The organism is Hyphococcus luteus, assembly GCF_002943565.1.
Taxonomy (GTDB): domain Bacteria; phylum Pseudomonadota; class Alphaproteobacteria; order Caulobacterales; family Parvularculaceae; genus Hyphococcus; species Hyphococcus luteus.
This window is the reverse complement of record NZ_PJCH01000016.1, coordinates 1-18,187: the sequence shown is the minus strand read 5'-3', so window position 1 is coordinate 18,187 and position 18,187 is coordinate 1. Positions and strand designations below refer to the sequence as shown.

At 63.7% G+C, this 18,187-nt stretch carries 17 protein-coding genes and 1 pseudogene; 5 read left to right on the top strand and 13 right to left on the bottom strand.

What is annotated here, in order from left to right:
- Window positions 1-18 precede the first annotated feature (18 nt).
- On the top strand, window positions 19-351 hold the full coding sequence (locus CW354_RS19870) for a DUF1491 family protein (protein ID WP_104831859.1): 333 nt from the start codon (window positions 19-21) through the stop codon (window positions 349-351).
- A 26-nt stretch (window positions 352-377) separates the two neighbouring features.
- Here the strand turns inward: CW354_RS19870 and CW354_RS19865 are convergent, their stop codons facing one another.
- Window positions 378-1,532, bottom strand: a complete 1,155-nt coding sequence (locus CW354_RS19865) for a DUF2336 domain-containing protein (RefSeq protein WP_104831858.1) — start codon at window positions 1,530-1,532, stop codon at window positions 378-380.
- An 83-nt stretch (window positions 1,533-1,615) separates the two neighbouring features.
- Between CW354_RS19865 and CW354_RS19860 the strand changes: the two genes are divergently transcribed.
- Window positions 1,616-2,356, top strand: a complete 741-nt coding sequence (locus tag CW354_RS19860) for an SH3 domain-containing protein (RefSeq protein ID WP_104831857.1) — start codon at window positions 1,616-1,618, stop codon at window positions 2,354-2,356.
- 20 nt (window positions 2,357-2,376) lie between these two features.
- Here the strand turns inward: CW354_RS19860 and CW354_RS19855 are convergent, their stop codons facing one another.
- The 5 genes from CW354_RS19855 to CW354_RS19835 form a co-directional block, all read right to left on the bottom strand.
- A complete protein-coding gene (locus tag CW354_RS19855; RefSeq protein WP_104831856.1) occupies window positions 2,377-2,586 on the bottom strand; it encodes a hypothetical protein in 210 nt (69 codons plus the stop codon).
- Between the two features lie 222 nt (window positions 2,587-2,808).
- Window positions 2,809-3,198, bottom strand: a complete 390-nt coding sequence (locus CW354_RS19850; protein WP_104831855.1) for a VOC family protein — start codon at window positions 3,196-3,198, stop codon at window positions 2,809-2,811.
- 54 nt (window positions 3,199-3,252) lie between these two features.
- On the bottom strand, window positions 3,253-3,732 hold the full coding sequence (locus tag CW354_RS19845) for a YHS domain-containing (seleno)protein (RefSeq protein WP_104831854.1): 480 nt from the start codon (window positions 3,730-3,732) through the stop codon (window positions 3,253-3,255).
- A gap of 149 nt (window positions 3,733-3,881) precedes the next feature.
- Entirely contained in the window at window positions 3,882-4,844 is a 963-nt protein-coding gene (locus tag CW354_RS19840) for an AraC family transcriptional regulator (RefSeq protein ID WP_207764932.1), read from the bottom strand.
- 74 nt (window positions 4,845-4,918) lie between these two features.
- The gene (locus CW354_RS19835; RefSeq protein ID WP_104831962.1) at window positions 4,919-5,977 is read right to left on the bottom strand and encodes a DUF6607 family protein; all 1,059 of its coding nucleotides are present in this window, start codon (window positions 5,975-5,977) and stop codon (window positions 4,919-4,921) included.
- Between the two features lie 252 nt (window positions 5,978-6,229).
- Between CW354_RS19835 and CW354_RS19830 the strand changes: the two genes are divergently transcribed.
- Both CW354_RS19830 and CW354_RS19825 read left to right on the top strand, forming a co-directional pair.
- Window positions 6,230-8,383: a TonB-dependent receptor domain-containing protein gene (locus CW354_RS19830; protein WP_165793859.1), complete on the top strand. Its 2,154-nt coding sequence runs from the start codon at window positions 6,230-6,232 to the stop codon at window positions 8,381-8,383.
- A 54-nt stretch (window positions 8,384-8,437) separates the two neighbouring features.
- Window positions 8,438-8,626: a hypothetical protein gene (locus CW354_RS19825; protein WP_104831852.1), complete on the top strand. Its 189-nt coding sequence runs from the start codon at window positions 8,438-8,440 to the stop codon at window positions 8,624-8,626.
- A gap of 64 nt (window positions 8,627-8,690) precedes the next feature.
- Here CW354_RS19825 and CW354_RS19820 read toward each other — a convergent pair whose 3' ends face one another.
- The 3 genes from CW354_RS19820 to CW354_RS19810 all read right to left on the bottom strand — a co-directional run bounded on the left by CW354_RS19820 (window position 8,691) and on the right by CW354_RS19810 (window position 11,624).
- Window positions 8,691-9,845, bottom strand: coding sequence for an alpha-hydroxy acid oxidase (locus tag CW354_RS19820; protein WP_207764931.1), 1,155 nt, complete (start codon window positions 9,843-9,845; stop codon window positions 8,691-8,693).
- Between the two features lie 159 nt (window positions 9,846-10,004).
- Window positions 10,005-11,228 (bottom strand): Na+/H+ antiporter NhaA, encoded by a 1,224-nt coding sequence (gene nhaA / locus CW354_RS19815; RefSeq protein ID WP_104831851.1) that lies wholly within the window; start codon window positions 11,226-11,228, stop codon window positions 10,005-10,007.
- Between the two features lie 24 nt (window positions 11,229-11,252).
- Entirely contained in the window at window positions 11,253-11,624 is a 372-nt protein-coding gene (locus tag CW354_RS19810) for a hypothetical protein (RefSeq protein WP_104831850.1), read from the bottom strand.
- Window positions 11,625-11,742: 118 nt separating this feature from the next.
- Between CW354_RS19810 and CW354_RS19805 the strand changes: the two genes are divergently transcribed.
- On the top strand, window positions 11,743-12,660 hold the full coding sequence (locus tag CW354_RS19805; RefSeq protein ID WP_104831849.1) for a hydrogen peroxide-inducible genes activator: 918 nt from the start codon (window positions 11,743-11,745) through the stop codon (window positions 12,658-12,660).
- A 275-nt stretch (window positions 12,661-12,935) separates the two neighbouring features.
- On the opposite strand, the gene CW354_RS19800 is transcribed toward CW354_RS19805, so the two are convergent.
- From CW354_RS19800 to CW354_RS23570, 4 genes and pseudogenes are all read right to left on the bottom strand, one after another.
- A complete protein-coding gene (locus CW354_RS19800) occupies window positions 12,936-15,038 on the bottom strand; it encodes a transglycosylase domain-containing protein (RefSeq protein ID WP_104831848.1) in 2,103 nt (700 codons plus the stop codon).
- Window positions 15,039-15,478: 440 nt separating this feature from the next.
- Window positions 15,479-15,901, bottom strand: a complete 423-nt coding sequence (locus tag CW354_RS19790) for a hypothetical protein (RefSeq protein ID WP_104831846.1) — start codon at window positions 15,899-15,901, stop codon at window positions 15,479-15,481.
- Window positions 15,902-15,934: 33 nt separating this feature from the next.
- Window positions 15,935-16,420 (bottom strand): hypothetical protein, encoded by a 486-nt coding sequence (locus CW354_RS19785; RefSeq protein ID WP_104831845.1) that lies wholly within the window; start codon window positions 16,418-16,420, stop codon window positions 15,935-15,937.
- Between the two features lie 111 nt (window positions 16,421-16,531).
- Window positions 16,532-18,187 (bottom strand): annotated as a pseudogene (locus tag CW354_RS23570) (hypothetical protein); the annotation flags it as partial.

The window sequence follows — 18,187 nt, the reverse complement described above, 5'->3', positions numbered from 1 at the left end:
CCGCGCCAGCTTCGCCTTATGACCGAACCGCGCCTTAAAACCGAAATCCGCGTCTCGGCGCAGCTGCGCCGGGCGCAAGGCGAAGGCGCCTTTGCGGTCGTCGTGCGGCGCGGCGACCCGGATGCGGGCGCGGTGGCGGTGAAGCTTTATCAGGGGCCGGGCGCGGCTAAGCTTTACGTTCAGAGCCGCGACCTCGACGGCAATCCGGTCTGGCGCGAGCCGTTTGAAGAAGAAAGCAGCGAAGACATCGAAGCGAAAATCGACCGCTGGCTCGAAAAGGAAGTCTCCATCGATCCGGACCTGTGGGTCGTCGAGATCGAGGACCGCGAGGGGCGGGCCTTTCTGGATTAGGCTTGGTGTTCTCAGGCGCGCTTCTTTTAAAGCGCGCCCGTTTGCCTGCCGGGCTCAGCCGCTTCGTCCTCGCCATAGCTCATGAAGGCGGCGTCGCGGCCTTCTTTGGTGCGCATGCGCCAGAAGCGCATGATGCGCTCCGCCGCTTCGGCCGGCACTTTCTCATAGATGTCGAGGATCCTCAGCGCCTTCGCCTTGGCGTCGTTGTCGCGGCGCAGGCTGAAAACGATCTTGGCGAAAGTCTGGTGTTCGATCCCCGCGGCGCGGCAGACGACGGCGAGGGATTCGAAGGTCCGGTCTTTCAGGATCGTCTGGGCGGCGCTCATGTCGACGCCGGCGAGCCAGGCGAAGGCGAAGAGAAATTCCGTATACTGCTTTTCTGAAATAAGCGATTTCAGGAGCGCCTCGTCGACGGCCCCGGCGCGGATCGCGTCGGCGATGAAGCGCTTGGCGTCGGAGTGCTGGGCTTCTGCCTCGCGCATCGCCTGATCGAGCACGCGGCGGCGGTTCGCCGTGACCGCGACATCGACAAGCGACGGGTCGAGGAAGTCGGCGCGGGCGAGAATCTCCTTTTTGAGATGCGTGGAGACGAAGAAATAAAGCTGCGTCAAAAGCTGCGGCGGCAGGTCGTGACGTCCGGTGAGCGGCTCCTGCAGCGCCTGGCGGCGGCGCGCTTCGTGGATCAGCGTGTGGATGGCGCGCAGGGAAAAGCGCGCGCCCTGGTTTTTCGCAAGACAGACAAGGGTTTCGTCATCGCCTTGTTCGGCAAGGATTTCCGAAACGGCTTCGCCGATCTCGCGGCGCCGGGCGACGGCCTTCATATGGGCGGGGCCGCGCTCGCCGATGACGGCGATGAGGTCCTGGTCGGAGAGCGCCTTCGACCGGCGCAGCACCGGTTCGGCGACATTGATCTCGTCGCGCGCGAGCGTCAGAAGAACGCCTTTCGGGGCGGCGGGCGCGTCGGCGAGGCGTTCGGCGATTTCACGGCGCAGGGCCGGCGCCGTCTCCCGGATGAGGACGGTGAGAATGGCGTCGAAATGTTCCCGTTCGGCGGGGCTGAAACGGTCCGGTCCGGCAAGGAAAATATCGGCGAGCGCGCGCAACAGAGCGCTGCGCGCGTTCGGCGCGGCGTCATTAGCCTTGTCCATCAGCTCTAAAAGCCGAGATGCTCCCGCCGTCATCGCCGCTCACTCCACAAGCCGGGCAGAGTGTGCAACAAAGGTAAAAAATCCGTCGATTGAGTCGATGCAAAGGAGAAGACCGGATGGCTGGCGAAACGCGCATGGATTTCAGGCGGTCGGCGTTAATGCTCATGGCGGCGCTGGCGCTCGGCGCCTGTTCGAGCCTGTCGGACATCAGCCCGTTCGAAAGCGGCGGCGTTAACTATGCGGGCGGCTCGCCGGCCGGAGACCGGCTCAATGGCGGCGATCGCGACGCGCTTGCGGCCGCCTTCACGCGCGCCATGGAGACAGGCTCGGCGCAGAGCTGGCGGGGCGATCGCGCCGTCGGCGAAGTGACGCCGCAAGGCTACGCCATCGCCAATCTGAAACCCGATCCGCGCGCGCGCATTGCGGCGGCGCGCGGCGATTTCGATCTCGCCCATGTGATGGAGACCGAGCTCGGGCTTTACGTGCTGACGCGCAATTCGAACATCCGCACCGGCCCCGGCACGGACAACAAGGCCGTGGAAGTGCTGCCGTCCGGCACCGGCGTCGACGTGGTGGGCCGGGTTCGCGACAGGAACTGGATGCTTGTCGCCGTCGACGGCGCGGTGCGCGGCTATGTTTTCGGCGATCTTCTGATCGAGGCGCCGGGCGCCGAGCTCGAACTCGCCGGGGGCCCCATGCGCCGGCCGCTGCTCTGCCGCAATTTCACCCAGCGGGTGAACGTCTATTCCGAGCGCTATGAATGGGAAGGCGCGGCCTGCAATGACGGAACCGGCTGGCGCCTCGCGCAAGATCCGCCGCCGCCTGAAAACGCGCCGGAAGAACTGATCGAGTTTTAAGGCGGTTTAGCCGACCCGGCTTAGCCGACGAAAGCGATGCGGCCTTCGGTCAGGTGCTGGATGAAGGCGTCGAGGGAGAGGGTGAAGCTCTTTTCGCCGCTGTTCTTGCAAAGCAGCACGCAGTCGCATCGGTTGTCGATGATGTACTCTCCGCAAGGCGCTGTTTCGCGCGCGCCGCTGGCGTTGCAGTAGATCGGATCTTTGACGATCGCTTTAGTACCCGAACCCATGGGCTTGTCCCCTAGCAGTGCGACTCCCTGCTTACCGAACGCTTATGACCGCGGATGGTTCAAATTGCGTTCATTTTCAGGCGTCAGTTGTCATGAGTTGAGTAAACTTCATGACGCCCGTCCTCGCTGTGATGGTGAGCACAGGCCGGGGCGCATTGTAAAGGGGCGCGAGCCGGAGGAAGCAGACTCGCGCCCCAAACCCGCTCTTGGGCGAAGGGCGGGCTAGGCCGAAAAGCCGTTAAAGATCACCTCCAGCTTGTTGCCGAAAGGATCGCGCACGTAGGCGGTGTAAACCTCGGGGTTGGGGTATGCGGCCCGCGGTCCGGGCTCGCCTTCGCAGACGCCCCCTTTTTCCAGCGCATAGGCGTGAAACGCATCGACCATGTCGCGGCTTTGCGCCCGGAAGCCGATATGGGTCCCGTTGCCGGCGGTCTGCGCCTTGCCGTCATAGGGACGCATGATCAGGAAAATCGGCGCGTCGACGCCGTAGGCGGCGAGGGCTTCGTTTTGCAGGAGGTTTTTGGCGCCGAGCGTCGCCATCAGGCCGTCATAGAACTCGGCGGCGTCTTCGACCGAAGGAACGCCGACGCTCAAGTGATCGAGAATGGTCATGATGTCTCCATGAAAAGGCGCCCCCGCGGGGGCGCCGTTATCGGGGGGTGAAAATTAAAGGTCGCCGGCGGCGGCGTGCTGGATCTTCGCCCAGTTCTTTTCCGCTTTGGCGATCACGCCGTCCTTGTTCTTTTGATAGTTGCGGAAGACGTCTTCGTTGAGAAAGACGTAGAGCTTGCCGTTGTGGATGTCGGCGTATTGCGGGTCGCCGTCGAATTTCTTGCCCACCGACACGCCGAACGTGCAAAAGCCGCCATTGGCCGGCAGGAATTTTTCAGGCGCGCGTTTGAAGGCGTTCATGTTCTTGCGCGTCGCGAAGTAATAGGCGACGCCGTCGTGAACGGCGGTGAATTCGGCGGTTCCTTCGACGCGATTGCCGATCTCCACAAAGGCGACGGGATCGACGCCGTGAAGACCCAGGGGAGCGCCTGCGGCGGTAAGGCCCGGGGCGGCGTTGTTTTCATCCGCGGCAAAGGCGGGGGTCGCGATGGCGGCGGCGGTCAGCGCCAAAAGGGCGAGCATTTTCGATTTCATGGGATTCTCCTTTTAATCTGTAAGCGGACCGCTTTTGCGATCCGGCGTCGTTGTTCGACGACGCCCATTTGATCGGGGCGGGAGGGTCGATCAATAATCGGGCGGAAGTTCGGGATGGCGGGCAACATTTTCGGGACGATCTGCAAATGTCAGGCGCGCTGACGACGGTAGGCTGTGGGCGAGGCGCCGAATTTCGCGGTGAAAGCGCGCGTGAAAGCGGCCGGAGACCGGTAACCGCTTTCCGCGGCGGCCTGTTGGATGGTGCATTGATGATTGTCGAGAAGCGCCAGCGCCTTTTGCAGGCGCCATTCGCTTAAATAGGCGAGGGGGCTCATGCCGATCAGGGCGCGGAATTTTTCAGCATAGCGGCTGCGCGACATGCCCGCTTCGCCGGCGAGCCCCTCCACCGTCCAGATTTCATGCGGGCGCGCATGCATCAGGCTCAGGGTGCGCCCGATCTGTCTATCGGCGAGGGCGGCGAGGACCGGCTTCATTTCCGGCGCGCCTTCGGCGCCCGCCCGCACCATTTCCACGAACGCCGCTTCGGAAAGCCGGGTCACCGCCGCGCCGGCGCCCGGCCCCGCCTCGAACACCCGGCGCGCCAGAAGCCGCAGGATTTCATCGAGCCAGGGCGCGCGCATTCGGTCCGCGGCGGAAAAAACAAGCTGGGCGGGAAGCGCGCGCAACAGCGGATGATCGGCGCCGTCGCGGAATGTGTAATGGCCGCAGATCATCTGCGTCGCGGCGGCGCCGTCATCGCCGCCGGCGACAAAGACGCCCTCGCCGTCATAGCCTGCGTCTTTCAGCACGGTTTCGAGCGGCGGCGCGCTATTCACGGGAGGGTCGGCCAGGATGTGACTGCGGCCTGCGGGAATAAGAATGAGATCGCCGGCGCCAAGCGTCAGCGTTGCGCCGCCGGCCACCGAAACATGGCATTGACCCTCAACGATCAGATGAAACCGCGCCGCGCCTTTCAATTCGGGCACGGTCGTCGCCCAGGGGGCGGAGAACTGCGTGCGAAAATAGAGCGCGCCTTTCAGCGCAAGCGTCGCCAGAATGTCGTCGAGCACGTCCATGGCGGCGGCGTAGCCAAGGCGCCGCGCGCGCGCCAATCACAAGACGGCGGCGCGCGCAAAAGTGAAAACCGGTGATGCCGGGCCCGCCGCGCCGGTCCTTGGGAAAAGGCTTAATCCGTTCCGGCGAGGCGTTCCGAAAGCGGCTCCGGATCGGTGACGAGATAGTCTGCGATGACGGCGCGGGCCTCTTGCGCGGCGACGGACGCGGTCTTCTCGCCGTCCTCGACCGCTTCGGCGAGGTCGAGGATTTTCATATAGACCTCTTCCGGCTCGCCCTGCACCGACAGGCCGAATTCGCGATAAGTTGCTTCGATGCGGTCCCATTCGGCGCGGACTTCCGCCCAGAAATCTTTCGTCGCCGCCCAGTAATCGTCGGCGACCGCGATGTCGAAATCGTCGGAGTTCATGTAAGTGTTAACGCCGATCTCGCGCGCCAGCGCCTGCGGGCGCTCGCCGGTGAGGATGAGCTTGGTGTTGTTCTGCTCATGCACCCAGCCGTCCGGCGTGATCGTGTGCCGGTTGATCGCCTCGACCGCCTGGTAATCGTCGCGGGTGGTGGCGTCGCGGCGCGGCAGCGGGCGCCATTCCGCCGGCGGCGTCCAGGAGGAATAGCCGTCCTCGTGGCTCCATGTCCCGAGCGCGCCGTAGCGCGGGGCGTCGTCCACCTGATAGACGGTCTGGCTCCATTTGCCTTTCGCTTCGGAAGGGGAGAGGTCGCGCCGCTCCCATGAATTGGCGCCGGTGAAGACAAGCACGCTCGACGGTTCGTAGCGCCAGTCCTGGCGCCAGTGTTTCACCGGAAACTTGTCTTCGCCGCCGACCACGAGAATGTGCTGCAGGCTGATATAATCGCCTTCATCGGCGATCACGCGCACGACTTCATTGCCGCTGGAAATTTTCTGCGGCGCCAGGGCGTAGTCGATGTCGAAAGCGACGGTTTCGGTGAAATCGAAGGTGACGTGATAGGTCCCCGCCATGGCGAGGATCGCTTTTCTGTCTTTCTCGAACTGAGCGTCTTGCGTGCTGCTGCTTTGCGTTTCGGCGGCGGGCGCCGCCGCCGTCGTCGCGCAGCCCGTCATGGTTGACGCCGACAGGGCGAAGGCGGCGAGGGCGAAGGCGGAAAGAAGCGGCTTTGAAAATTGCGGGCTGGATTGTGCTTGAGCGGTCATTGTCTTCCCCGGGTCTGGGACTGTCGTCCTTTTGAAACTGTCGCGGCGCGCGCGGTCGCCCTTTCGGGCCGGCTTTTCCCGCCTGGCGCGGCGGCGCGCGCTGTCACGCCCCGGCGGGTCGAAAAATTCCATAATGCGAATGATTCTAAGTTGCAATCGCAAATCCTCCTTGTTATGGAACAGCAATTGAGAATTATTTGCAAGTAGCTGGGGATCGTAACCGACATGCGGGCGAGAGAAAAAAATTTGCTTTTGGGAACAACAGCCTGGGTCGTCCTGATGACGGCGGGCGCCGCCGCCGCGGATGATGCGGCGGACGCTGGTGGGAGCGATGCTGCGGCGTTCGATCTCGCCCAGCTCGACGAGGTCACGGTCTATGCGACGCGCAATCCCATGCCGGCCTTCGATTACGCCGGCGAAGTCACCGTCATCCCCAAAGACATCATCGACGACTTCAATCCGTCGACGCTCGCCGACGTGTTCGACGCCGTGCCGGGCGCGGCGATCGGCGGCGGCCCGCGCCGCACCGGCATGACCCCGGATGTGCGCGGACTTTCCGGCGAAGGCGTGCTCGTCTTGTTCGACGGCGCGCGCCAGAGTTTTCTCTCCGGCCATGACGGGCGTTTCTTCGTCGATCCCGATCTCGTGCGCGCGGTGGAGGTTGTGCGCGGGCCGACCTCGGCGCTTTACGGCTCCGGTGCACTTGGCGGGGTGATCGCGGTGCGGACGATTACCGCTGAGGATCTCCTCGAAGAGGGTCAGAGCGCGGGCGTCAAGGTTTCCTCCGGTTATCAGAGCGTCAACGACGAATGGCGCGTCGGCGCCACGGGCGTCTGGCGCAGCGAAGACGAGCGCGTCGACATTGTCGGCAATTTCACGCTGAGAAATTCCGGCGACATCGAGCTCGGCAGCGGCCTGACCCTGCCCGCCGACGACGAGATCCTGTCGTCTCTCTTGAAAACCACCTTCCGGCCCAGCGACGACCTCACTTTGTCGGCGTCGTGGATGCGCTATGGCGGCGACAGCGTCGACCCGACCAACCCGCAAGGAAACAACACCGCCGGGCCCGGCAACGAACTCGTCGACCGCGACATCGATTCCAACACCATTCAGGGAACGGCAAATTACAACCCGGCATCGGATCTCATCGACGCCAATCTCGTCGCCTATATCACCCGCAACAATGTGACCGAGGACGAGGTCGACACGACGCGCGTCGTGAGCCGCGAGGTCGAAACCTTCGGCGTCTCCTTTGACAACCGCTCGAAATTCGATCTAGGCGCGGCCTCGCTCACCTTCACCTATGGCGGCGAATATTACCGCGACGAACAGACCGGGACGGACAATGCGACCGCCGACGGCACGCGCGGCGGCGTGCCCGACGCGAGCGCCGATTTCTACGGGGCTTTCGCGCAAGGCGAGCTCGCGGTGGAGGGCGCGTTCGGCGAAGTCACGCTCATCCCCGGCGTTCGCTGGGACCGGTTCGAAAATTCCGCGCCGGGCGATCCGGACACCGCCGACGAGGCGATCTCGCCGAAAGTGGGCGCGACCTGGAAGCCGGTTCCCGAACTGATTGTCTTCGGCAACTGGTCGGAGGCGTTCCGCGCGCCGTCCTTCAACGAGATCTACGCCGACGACATTCACTTCGAGATTCCCAATCTCTCCGTGCCGGGACCATACGGGCCCTTCGGGCCGCCGGCCTTCGTCACCAATTTCTTCATTCCGAACCCGGATCTCACGCCGGAGGAATCGCAAACCTGGGAAGTCGGCGCCGGCGTCGATTTTGACAGCGTTCTGTTCGAGGGCGACCGCTTCACGGCGAAAGGCTCTTATTACCAGTCGGACGTGACGGACCTCATCGACCTCGAGGTGAACATTCCCTTCACCTGTTTCCTGACGCCCGATCAGCTGTTCCCGGGCGCGCCGCCCTGCGGCACGGGCGAGCCCTTCGGCAATTATTCGCGCAATGTGAATGTGACGAACGCCGAACTCGACGGCGTCGAGCTCGAGGCGCAATATGACAGCCCTTATTTCTATCTGCGCGGCAATTTCTCCACCATCGACGGCGAAGACGTCGACAGCGGCGATTATGTGGGCGTTCTGTCGCCGGACATGGTGTTTGTCGACGGCGGCGTGAAATTCCTGAACGGCGATTTTCGTCTCGGCGCGCGGGTCTCGCACGCGTCCGACTTCGACAAGGTGAACGATCCGGCCAACGCCCGCGACGGCTATACGGTGGGCGACGTTTACGCCGTGTGGGCGCCGATGTCGGGTCCTTTGCAAGGGCTTCGCGTCGATCTCGGCGCCGACAACGTCACCGACGCCGATTACGACGTGGTCGCCGCCGGGGTCAGCCAGCCGGGCCGCAATTACAAGATCGCCGTCAGCTGGCGGCAGGGATTTTAAAGTGAGACTTTCCTCCCCCATTTATGGGGGAGGAGAAAAACAAGGGAGAGTCAGATGATCCGCAGCCACGCCGAAGAAAGAAGCCTTATGTCCTGGCTCGTCATGCAGGAAAGAGTCTTGCGGTTGTGGATCGAGGAGGCGCTGGCCGACGCGCCGGCGGATGGCGGCTTCCTCGCCGAGCTTGAAAGCCATCATGGCTGGCTCGCCGCGCAGATCGCCCGCCTGCAACAAAACGCCGCTTAAACAAGCTCTAAAAAGCCCCGCAAGCGCGGGGGCTAACAGGAATGCGAGCTTATCGCCCGATGTTCTACCGCCAGCGCAGCATGTCGCGATTCAAATCGGTGATTTTCGACACGCCGGCGAGTTTCATGTCGCGCTCGATCTCGAGGCGCAAATTGCCGAGCGCTTTTTCGACGCCCGGCTGGCCCGCGGCGGCGAGCGCGTAAAGATAAAGGCGCCCGCCCGAACAGGCCTTGGCGCCGGCGGCGAGGGCTTTCAGGACATGCGTGCCGCGCCGGATCCCGCCGTCGCAGATAATCTCGATCTTGTCGCCCACAGCGTCGGCGATCTCCGCGATCTGGTCGAAGGGCGACCGCGAGCCGTCGAGCTGGCGCCCGCCATGGTTCGACACCATGATCGCGTCGGCGCCGATCTCGGCGGCGCGGCGCGCATCCTCGACGCTCATCACGCCTTTCAAACAGAACGGCCCGCCCCATTGCGCGCGCAAGCTTTCAGCGTCTTTCCAGTTCATGGACTGGTCGAGCATTGAGGAGAAATACTCGCCGATGGAGATCGAGACGTTCGAGCCTTCCTTGATGTAGTCCTTAAGTTCCGAGAGCTCGAAGCCGCCGCTCAGAAAATAATTCACCGCCCAGGCGGGATGCGCGGCGAAACTGGCGAGGCTCGCCGGCGTCAGGCGCGGCGGCGACGTGAAGCCGGTGCGCAAATCGCGTTCGCGGTTGCCGCCGGTGATGGTGTCGACGGTGAGCGCGAGAACGTCGAACTTCGCCTCTTTCGCCTTTTGCACCATAGCGTCGTTAAGGCCGCGGTCTTTATGGAAATAGAACTGGAACATCTTCGGCGTGGAGATGAGTTCGCCGATTTCTTTCAGGGTGACGGTGCCGAGTGAGGAGACCCCGAACATGGTGCCGAATTTCTGCGCCGCCAAAGCCACGGCGCGCTCGCCATCCGGGTGGAAAAGGCGCTGCAGGGCGGTGGGCGAACAGAAGACTGGCATATCGAGCTTCTGGCCCATCACCGTCACCGACATGTCGATGTCTTCAACGCCGGCCAGCACGTTCGGCACGAGGTCGCATTGCTCGAAACTTTGGGTGTTGCGCCGATAGGTGACTTCGTCGTCCGCCGCGCCGTCGATATAATGGAAGATCGGCCCCGGCAGGCGCTGCTTGGCGAGCAAGCGCATGTCCGCGACATTCGAGCAGGATTTCAGCGTTCGAAACATGGTATTGATTGTCCGCCCCGTTGGTTTTGAAGTTCGTCTAGCAGAAGATCGGTCTGCTGACGACAGCGCAGGAAAGCAAAGGGCGCGCGTTATCGCGCGCCCTGATCATTGTCATCATGAGATCGCCTGCGCTGGCCTTCTGGGCGGAGCGGCCCGCCGTCAGGCGCAGGCTCTTGCGCCGCCGAGCGCGCGGCTTGGGCGCGCGCGCGCCGGGCGTTTCTTCTCGCGCCGGGCCGCCAGGATCAGCGCGCAGCCGGCGAGGCCTGAGGCGAGCGATCCCGCAAGGACGCCGAGCCGCACTTCGTTCAACAGCGCCGCGTCGTCAAAGGCGAGGCCGCCGATGAACAGGCTCATGGTGAAGCCGACGCCCGTAAAGGCGGCGACGCCGGCCAGTTGCGTCCAGCTTGCGCCTTCCGGCAGGCGCGCCCAGCCGAGCCGGACCGCCGCGGCCGCGGCGCCGAGCACGCCCAGCGGCTTGCCGATAAACAGGCCGAGCGCCACGCCCAGCGCCACCGGCGAGGCGAAGGCCGAGGCCGGCAGGTCTTTGAAAGACAGACCGGCATTGGCGAAAGCGAAGAGCGGCAGCACGGCGAAGATGACCCAGGGGTGCAGGCCATGTTCGAGCCGCTGCAAGGGAGACGCATCTTCCGGCTTGCGCCCGTCCATGGGAATCATCAGGGCGGTGACGACGCCGGCGAGCGTCGCGTGCACGCCCGATTTCAGAACGAAGGCCCAGACCAGGGCGCCGATGAGGATGTAGGGCGCCGTGCGCTTCACGCCCGCCAGATTGAGCGCCGCGAGCAGCGCGGCGCCGGCGCCGGCGAAACCGAGCATCGTGAGCGAGAGATCCGCGGTGTAAAACAGCGCGATGATCGCAATGGCGCCGAGATCGTCGATGATGGCGACGGCCAGCAGGAAGACCTTGAGGCTCGCCGGCGCGCCCATGCTCACCAGGGCGAGAAAACCGAGCGCAAAGGCGATGTCGGTCGCCGCCGGTATGGCCCAGCCGTTCATCACGGCGGGATCGTTCCAGGTAAAGAGGATATAAATGAGGGCTGGGACCGCCATGCCGCCGATCGCGGCGAAGACGGGCAGCGAGGCCTTGTCGAAGCTCGACAGTTTGCCGCGGAGGATTTCGCGTTTCACTTCAAGGCCGACGAGAAAGAAAAAGGCGGCCATCAAACCGTCATTGATCCACAGCAAGAGCGGCTTTTCGATTGCGAAGGCGCCGATCTCGACCGCCGCCGGCGTGCCGAGAAGCGCATTGTAATAGCTGCTGAAGGCGCTGTTGCTCGCCAGGAGGGCGAAGAGCGCGGCGGCGATCAGCATGACGCCGATAAAGGCGTCGCTGTGAATGAAGTTTTTCAATCTTGCGGAGGTCATGATGGGAATCTTATCGGTTGCGGATTAAAGGTCTTGCGGGTGCGGCGCTTCTTTCCAGCAGGTGATGGTTGAAAGCCTTGCGCGCAAATCGTCTTCGAAATGACTGCGGGCGCTCGCATCGCCGTGATAGTCGAAACGGCATAGAATGCGCAGCGCGCCGAACGCGTCGTGTCCGAGCGGCTTCATTTCCGCCAGTTCGAACGGGCCCCAGTCGGTTTCGTTGTCGATGGCGCGGCGCAGTTCCGCCGCGTTTTCGCCCCACAGCGCGACGATCTCAAAAGGGCGGGGCTTGTCCGGCGCGGCTTTGCGCCCGGGTTTCATGGCCGGGCTGCGGGACGCGCTTTGTCCGTCATCGAAAAAAGGGGACTGCGCGTCCCTGGGACTGTAATCGAACATGAAACCTTCTCCTTGTCGGCGTCGGTTTCGATGTAGGCGGCGCCGGCATATTGAAAACTAGATCAGAAATTATATTTTAATAGGAATTTTCTATCATCAGAAGGCGCGGAGACGGTCGATGATCACGCTGAAACAGCTGCAATGCCTTTTGGCGGTTGAAGACACCGCGCATTTCCGCCGGGCGGCCGAACGGTTGGACATGACCCAGCCTTCCTTGAGCGCCCAGATTCAAAATCTCGAATCCGAGCTCAGCCTGCGCCTCGCGGAGCGCAGCCGCGCCGGCGTCGTCCTCACGCCTGCGGGGCGCGAAGTGGCGCAGCGCGCGCGGCGCATCATGAACGAGGTTCAGGGCGTCGCCGATTTCGCCGAAGAGGCGCAAGAGGGCCTCGCCGGCGTCATCCGGCTCGGCGCCAAGCCCACGCTGGGGCCTTACCTCCTGCCGCATGTGGTCGCCGCGCTGCACCGCACGCACAAAGACCTTCGCCTTTACGTGCGCGAGAGCGAACCGCGCCAGCTCGAAGACGAGCTTGCGCGCGGCGTGCATGACGTCATTCTCACCCAGCTTCCCCTCGCCGGGACCGAGCTTGTGGCCGAGCCTTTGTTCAGCGAGCCGCTTTATCTTGCGCTGGCCCGCGATCATCCCCTGGCGAAAGAGGAGACGGTGTCCGTCTCGGCGCTGAAAGGGCTTGACGTCCTGACCCTCAATCCGAGCTATCATCTTTACGATCAGATCGCCGCCCTTTGCGAAACCTTCGGCGCGCGCCTCGTGCGCGATTATGAAGGCACCAGCCTCGACGCGCTGCGGCTGATGACCGGCATGAATATGGGCGCGGCGTTCCTGCCCTCGCTTTACGTTCATTCGGAGATCACGGCGCGCAGCGAAGTCGTCGTGAAAAAACTGAAAGGCCGCAGCATCACGCGCAGCGTCGGGCTGGCCTGGCGCAAAAGCGCCGGCCGCGGCGAGGCTTATCGCGCCATCGCCGGGGTGGCGCGCGACGTCGCCGCGCGCAAGTTCAAGGATCTTGCGGTGCGCTGAGGCGGGGCTATTTTGATCGGAAAAAACTATCGGAAAATACAGTTCCGATTGCTTGTTTAAAGGCCGGCGCGAGCACACATCCTGCCCGCAAGACAGCAGACCGCTAACAAAAAAGGAGCCCCTCATGTACCGCGCCGCCGGCGTCAGCGCCGTCGCCATCCTTCTAACCGGCTATTTCGCCGCCCTCGCCGCGTTTCTCTGACATAGCTCTCATCGCCCCCGAGACCGGAGAAACGCGCCTGACGGCTCCGCCTCACCAGCGGAGCCGTTTTCTTTTACCGCCGGAACCGGCGCTCATTGCCGTCGCGGCGCACGCGGTTGAGCCCGCGCGAAACCTCCGCATAGAAATTGAGGAGCAAGGGCTCCGAGGCGTAGGAGACCGCCGGATAGGCGCCGTCGATGGAGGCGAGCCGCAATCCCTGATGGGCGGACAGCATGAAGTCTTTCCAGATCGTCGCGGGGATGGTGCCGCCGGTCACATGCTCCATGGGCGTGTAATCGTCATTGCCGACCCAGACCCCGGCGATGATCTGCGGCGTGTAGCCGACGAACCAGGCGTCGCGCCAGTCATTGGTGGTGCCGGTCTTGCCCGCCGCCTGACGCCGGCCGAGGGCGGCGCGCCGGCCCGTGCCCGACAGCATCACCTGATAGAGCAGGTGGTTCATCTTTTCCGCGACGTCGTCAGTCATGACGCGCGGCGGCTCGCCGTTTTCATGCTCAAAGATCATCTCGCCGTCGCGGGTTTCGATCTTTTCGATGGCGTAAGGCTCGGGCGCGAGGCCGTGGCGGGCGAAGGGGATATAGGCGCCCACAAGCTCCTCCAGCGTCACGTCGACGGCGCCGAGGGAAATGGAGCGGTGCGGCGGCACGTCCGATTTGATGCCGAGGCGTTTGGCGGCTTCGGCGACCTTGCCGCGGCCGACCTGTTCGGTGACCTGCACGGCGACGGTGTTGATGGATTTCGCCAGCGCTTCGGCGATGCGCACGGGGCCCCTGTAACCGGGCGTGTAATTGGTGGGCTTCCAGCCATCGATGTCGATGGGCTGGTCGATAAAGCGCGATTGCGGCGTCAACCCCGCCTCCATCGCGGCGACATAGACGAACGGCTTGAAGGCTGAGCCCGGCTGGCGCTTCGCCTGCACGGCGCGATTGAACTGGCTTTCTTTATAATCGCGCCCGCCCACCATGGCCCTGAGCGCGCCGTCCGCGTCATAGGCGACGAGCGCGGCCTGGTCGGCGCCTTTGAGGCGCGCCTCGACAGTCATCGCGGCTTTCACCGCGGCTTCCGCGTCGCGCTGCAGTTTTTGATCGATGGTGGTGTGGACGATGACGTCGCCCACAGCGTTCGGCGCCAGTTTTTTCGCTTTCGCCGCGGCGTAATCGAAGAAATAGCCGAGGCCGGAATCGACATTCTGCGTGACGATGGAAGGCGGGTTCTGGCGCGCTTCGCGGGCGGCGAAAGGTTCGATGGCGCCGATATCGAGAAGATTGTCGAGAACCTGGCCGGCGCGCCGCTGCGCGCCTTGCGGGTTTTGCGTCGGCGCGTAAGTGGAGGGCGCTTTCGGCAGACCGGCGAGCATCGCCGCTTCGGCGAGCGTCACGTCGCGGGCCGACTTGCCGAAATAGGTTTGCGCCGCCGATTCGACGCCATAGGCGCCGGCCCCGAGATAGATGCGGTTGAGATAAAGCGAGAGGATTTCGTCTTTGGTGTAATGGCCCTCGATCCACAGGGCGAGCAGGGCCTCGCGCGCCTTGCGCTCATAAGTCTGGCGCGGCGACAGGAAGAGGTTCTTCGCCAGCTGCTGGGTGATGGTCGAGCCGCCCTCGACCACGGTTCCGGCCTTTAGGTTGGAAATCATGGCGCGGGTCATGCCGCGCAAATCGACGCCGCCATGTTCGTAAAAGCGCCGGTCCTCCGTAGACAGAATGGCCTTGATCAGATGATCGGGCAGCTCGGCGGGCTCCACATGTTCGCCATAGCGCGCGCCGCGCGCGGCGATCTCCTCGCCATTGCGGTCGAGGACGATGATCGCCGCCTGGCGGTTGACGTTCCACAGATCCGCGCCGTCCGGCACGCGCGGCGCCATGGCGATGAAGGCGAGGCCGAGAACGAAAGCAACGCCGAGAAAGCCGAGGGAGACGACGGCGAGCGCGAGCGAGCCCCAGAGATTGCGCCAGGCCTTTCCGTCGCCGGGGAGCTTCGGATATTTCGAGGCTTCGGCGTAAGGCTCTTTGGCGGCGGGCGGTTTTTCCGAAAAGCCGAAAAGCTTTAAAAAGTCGCCGTGAAACGCCGCCGCGCCGCGCTTCAGGTCCCCCCAAAGACTGGCGATCACGGCGGAGAGCCCGCTTCTGTCGTATTGTTTCTTGTTTCTGGCCATTTACGCCGCCGCCGACACCCTTAACGCGCGCACAGTTTTCCGTCCCGCCGGTTTTCCTTGCAAGACTTATACTGGCCCGGCGCGGCCCCATGCAAATGCGGCGGTTCTGGCGGGCGAAGACGGCGGAAAAGCGGCGCGATTCCGGGAGAATGCGCGCGTTTTCATGACAAATCGGCAAGGCGGCGTGAAAAACCGCGCCGGACGGGAGAGGGCCGTCCGGCGCGGCTTACGCAACGATACGCAACTGAAGTCTCAGAGCCCAAACGAATAGTCGTCAAAGCCATGTAGGCGGGAGTTTGTCAGACGTTCGCCAGCCGGAAAACGATGCGTCCCGGGGCTCTTACATGAAAGAATAAGAGCCTGGCGGCGTATCGTGCTGTGGCTGGCTGACATCTGATCATCTTGATTTTTGCTGTATTGCCGGAGTTTCGTTCAGGCTCTTAAAGATTGCTGCCGACCTTGGGCGGCACATAGAAAGACTGGTTCGAAAAGCCGATGCGCGTGCAGCGCTGGGTCTTCTTGTCCCAGGAAAAGGAGACGTAACCGTAATCGGCGCTCGCCTCGATGGCGTCGAGGAGGTCTTCATTGTCGGTGTTGCAGAAGGCGCGGTCGCCCTCGGCGTCTTCGGCCTGGCAGAAGCCGAAGGCGGTGGCCCCGCCGGCGCCGTCGTCGAATTTCCTGACGCCGCAGCCGATGAACTCGGTCTTGTTGGGCGCATAGCGCGCGCTCAACAGATCGCCGCCGGCGATCAGATTGACGAGATCCACATCGACTTTCGCGGGCTGGACCATGCCGGCCATGGCGGCGGTGGAGGCGAAAGCGGCGGCGACCCCCGCGATCAGATATTTGCGTTTCAGTTTCATGCGTATTCTCCCTCTGGTTTAAGAACTGGCGGATTACATCAGCCCGTCGATCTCGCCGCGGGTCATGGCTCTCGCGAGCTCGCTCAGGGCGTTGCGGCGTTCGGCGAGCGGCAGCTTTGCGATCTTGGTCTGCAGGATTTCCATCTCGGTCGGGGTGATGGCGCCGGCGCCTTTGTAATAATTGATGTCGCCGGCGACATTCGCGGCCATGCGGCGCGTCTCCTCCGGCGATGGGCCAGAAGGCGCGGCGGGCGGTTCGGCCTGCGCCGCCGGGCGTTCAAGGGCGGCGAGTTCTTCGCGCAGGATGAGGCGCGCCTCTTCGGCCGTCAGCGACGGCGCGGACGCGTTTTCCCATGACGGCGCGGTCTGGCTTGAGAGACGTCCCGCTTCGGCGGCGCGGCGCGCGGCGTCGACGTTTTTCGCAATCGCGTCGGTTTCAAGATCGATGGCGACAACGCGCAGGCCCAGCATGGCGATGAGGGCGGTCTGCGCGATGGAAAGCGATAAAAGCCATTTCATGAGTTCGTCTCCCGGTTCGCTGTTCACGATAGGGCCGGGAGACGCGGCGGGCTGTGACGGCGATCACAGCCCGGGCGCGAAGGCCTTTTTAAGCGGCGAGGCGCGGGCGGATCAGTAATCCATCACGCGCTTATGGGCCCGCCAGAAGACGTCGACCTCGTATTTGCCGCCGAGCCCCTGGAAGGTGAGGGTCTGGGTCGGGCTGATGAATTCGGTCTTGCCGTTCGGCAGCGATTTCACCGTGCCCGGCAGCTTGTGGATTTCCGCTGCGCTGGAAGAGGGCAAGTTGAGCTCGACCCGCTTGTCGTCCAGCGGATTGTCGGAATCGGTGAATAATTCCTTCAGCCAGTCGAACAGCGCGCCGAGCGCTTCGCCGAGAATGGCGCCGACGGCGACGCCGATCAGCGTGCCGAGGCCGGGGATCGGAATCGCGCTGCCGATCGCCCCGCCGATGCCGGCGCCGATCAGCCCGTCCAGATGGTCCTTGATGATCGGCTCCAGCTTGTCGAGCAGCTTCTGGATCACCGCTTCCATGAATTCCCCGAAGCCGCCGCCCGGATCGCGTTCGGCCATGAACAGGTTGAACGTATAGGTGCGCGGCCAGGGAATGCGGTGATTGTCGGTGGGCGGCTGGCTGAGGAGATTGACCCCGGCCGGCGTGGTGTTGAAGAAAAAGAAGGTTCCCTGGCGCACCGGGCGGTCGTCCGGGTCGTCTGGCTCGACTTCGCCTTTGTCGAAATCGTCGCTGACCGTCCACAGCCCGAAATGCTCGACCCCGCCGTCGGCGAGGGTGTAAAATCCGTCGAACAGGATGTGATCGGAATCCGCCGCTTCGTTGGTTTCGTCGAGGCATTTGATCTTGTCGACATAAAACGACAGCGCCTGGTAATGGCCGAGATTGTCTTCAATCTTGATCGCCGGCTGAACGTAAGTCGATTTTTCGTAAGTGATCGTGATCGGCAGGGAGGCGGGCCCCGCCGGGTCGGACGACCGGCCGCTGGTCATCGGCTGGATGCGGATGAAATAGCTGACGGAATTGTCCGGCGGCGCCGGCGGCAGGATGTCCGCGAGATCGAGCGTGAATTCGCCGCCGGGCGCGCTCCCGGCGTTGCCTTTGGCGATTTTCGGCGCCGGCGCGCCGACGGAGCCCTGTATCGTCCACACCGCGTAGCTCGCATCCTCTTCTTCGGTGTTCCAGCGGATGCGGATTTTCTGCGGCTCGTTGATCGTCAGATGCATCGCATATTGCGAGAGCTCCTTGGAAAGAATCATCTCCGCATAAGTTCTGGGTTTCGGAAGGTTCGCCGAGGGCGCCTTTAATTGCTGGGCGAGTTCGGAATTCACCGGCTGGTCCTCGTCCAAAACCTTTTGCACCTTCGCCTTGAAAACCGGATCGACCGCATCGCTTCTGACGCGGGCCGCATTGGGATCGACGCCGGCGAAGCGGCCGAAGACTTGCCGCTGCTGCGCCTCGGGCCGGTCGAACAACGCCTGCGCTTTCACGCGGGCCGCTTCGCGCGACGGCGCGTTGCGCGCCAGGATGCGCTGCTGCGTGACCCGCTGAATGCTGCCTTCGGGATATTGGGCGGTGAGCGGCGAGGCCGCCGTCGAGGCGATTTCATGGCGCAGCTCGTTGACGATGTCGTCGGCGAGGTCCTGTTGCGCGGGCGTCAGTTTGGGGCCGGGCGTCAGCGTGCTGCGCGGGGTCCAGCGCACGGCCTGGAGCCGGCTTGTATCGGCGAGGGGCGCGGCCGTGCGTCCCGGCGG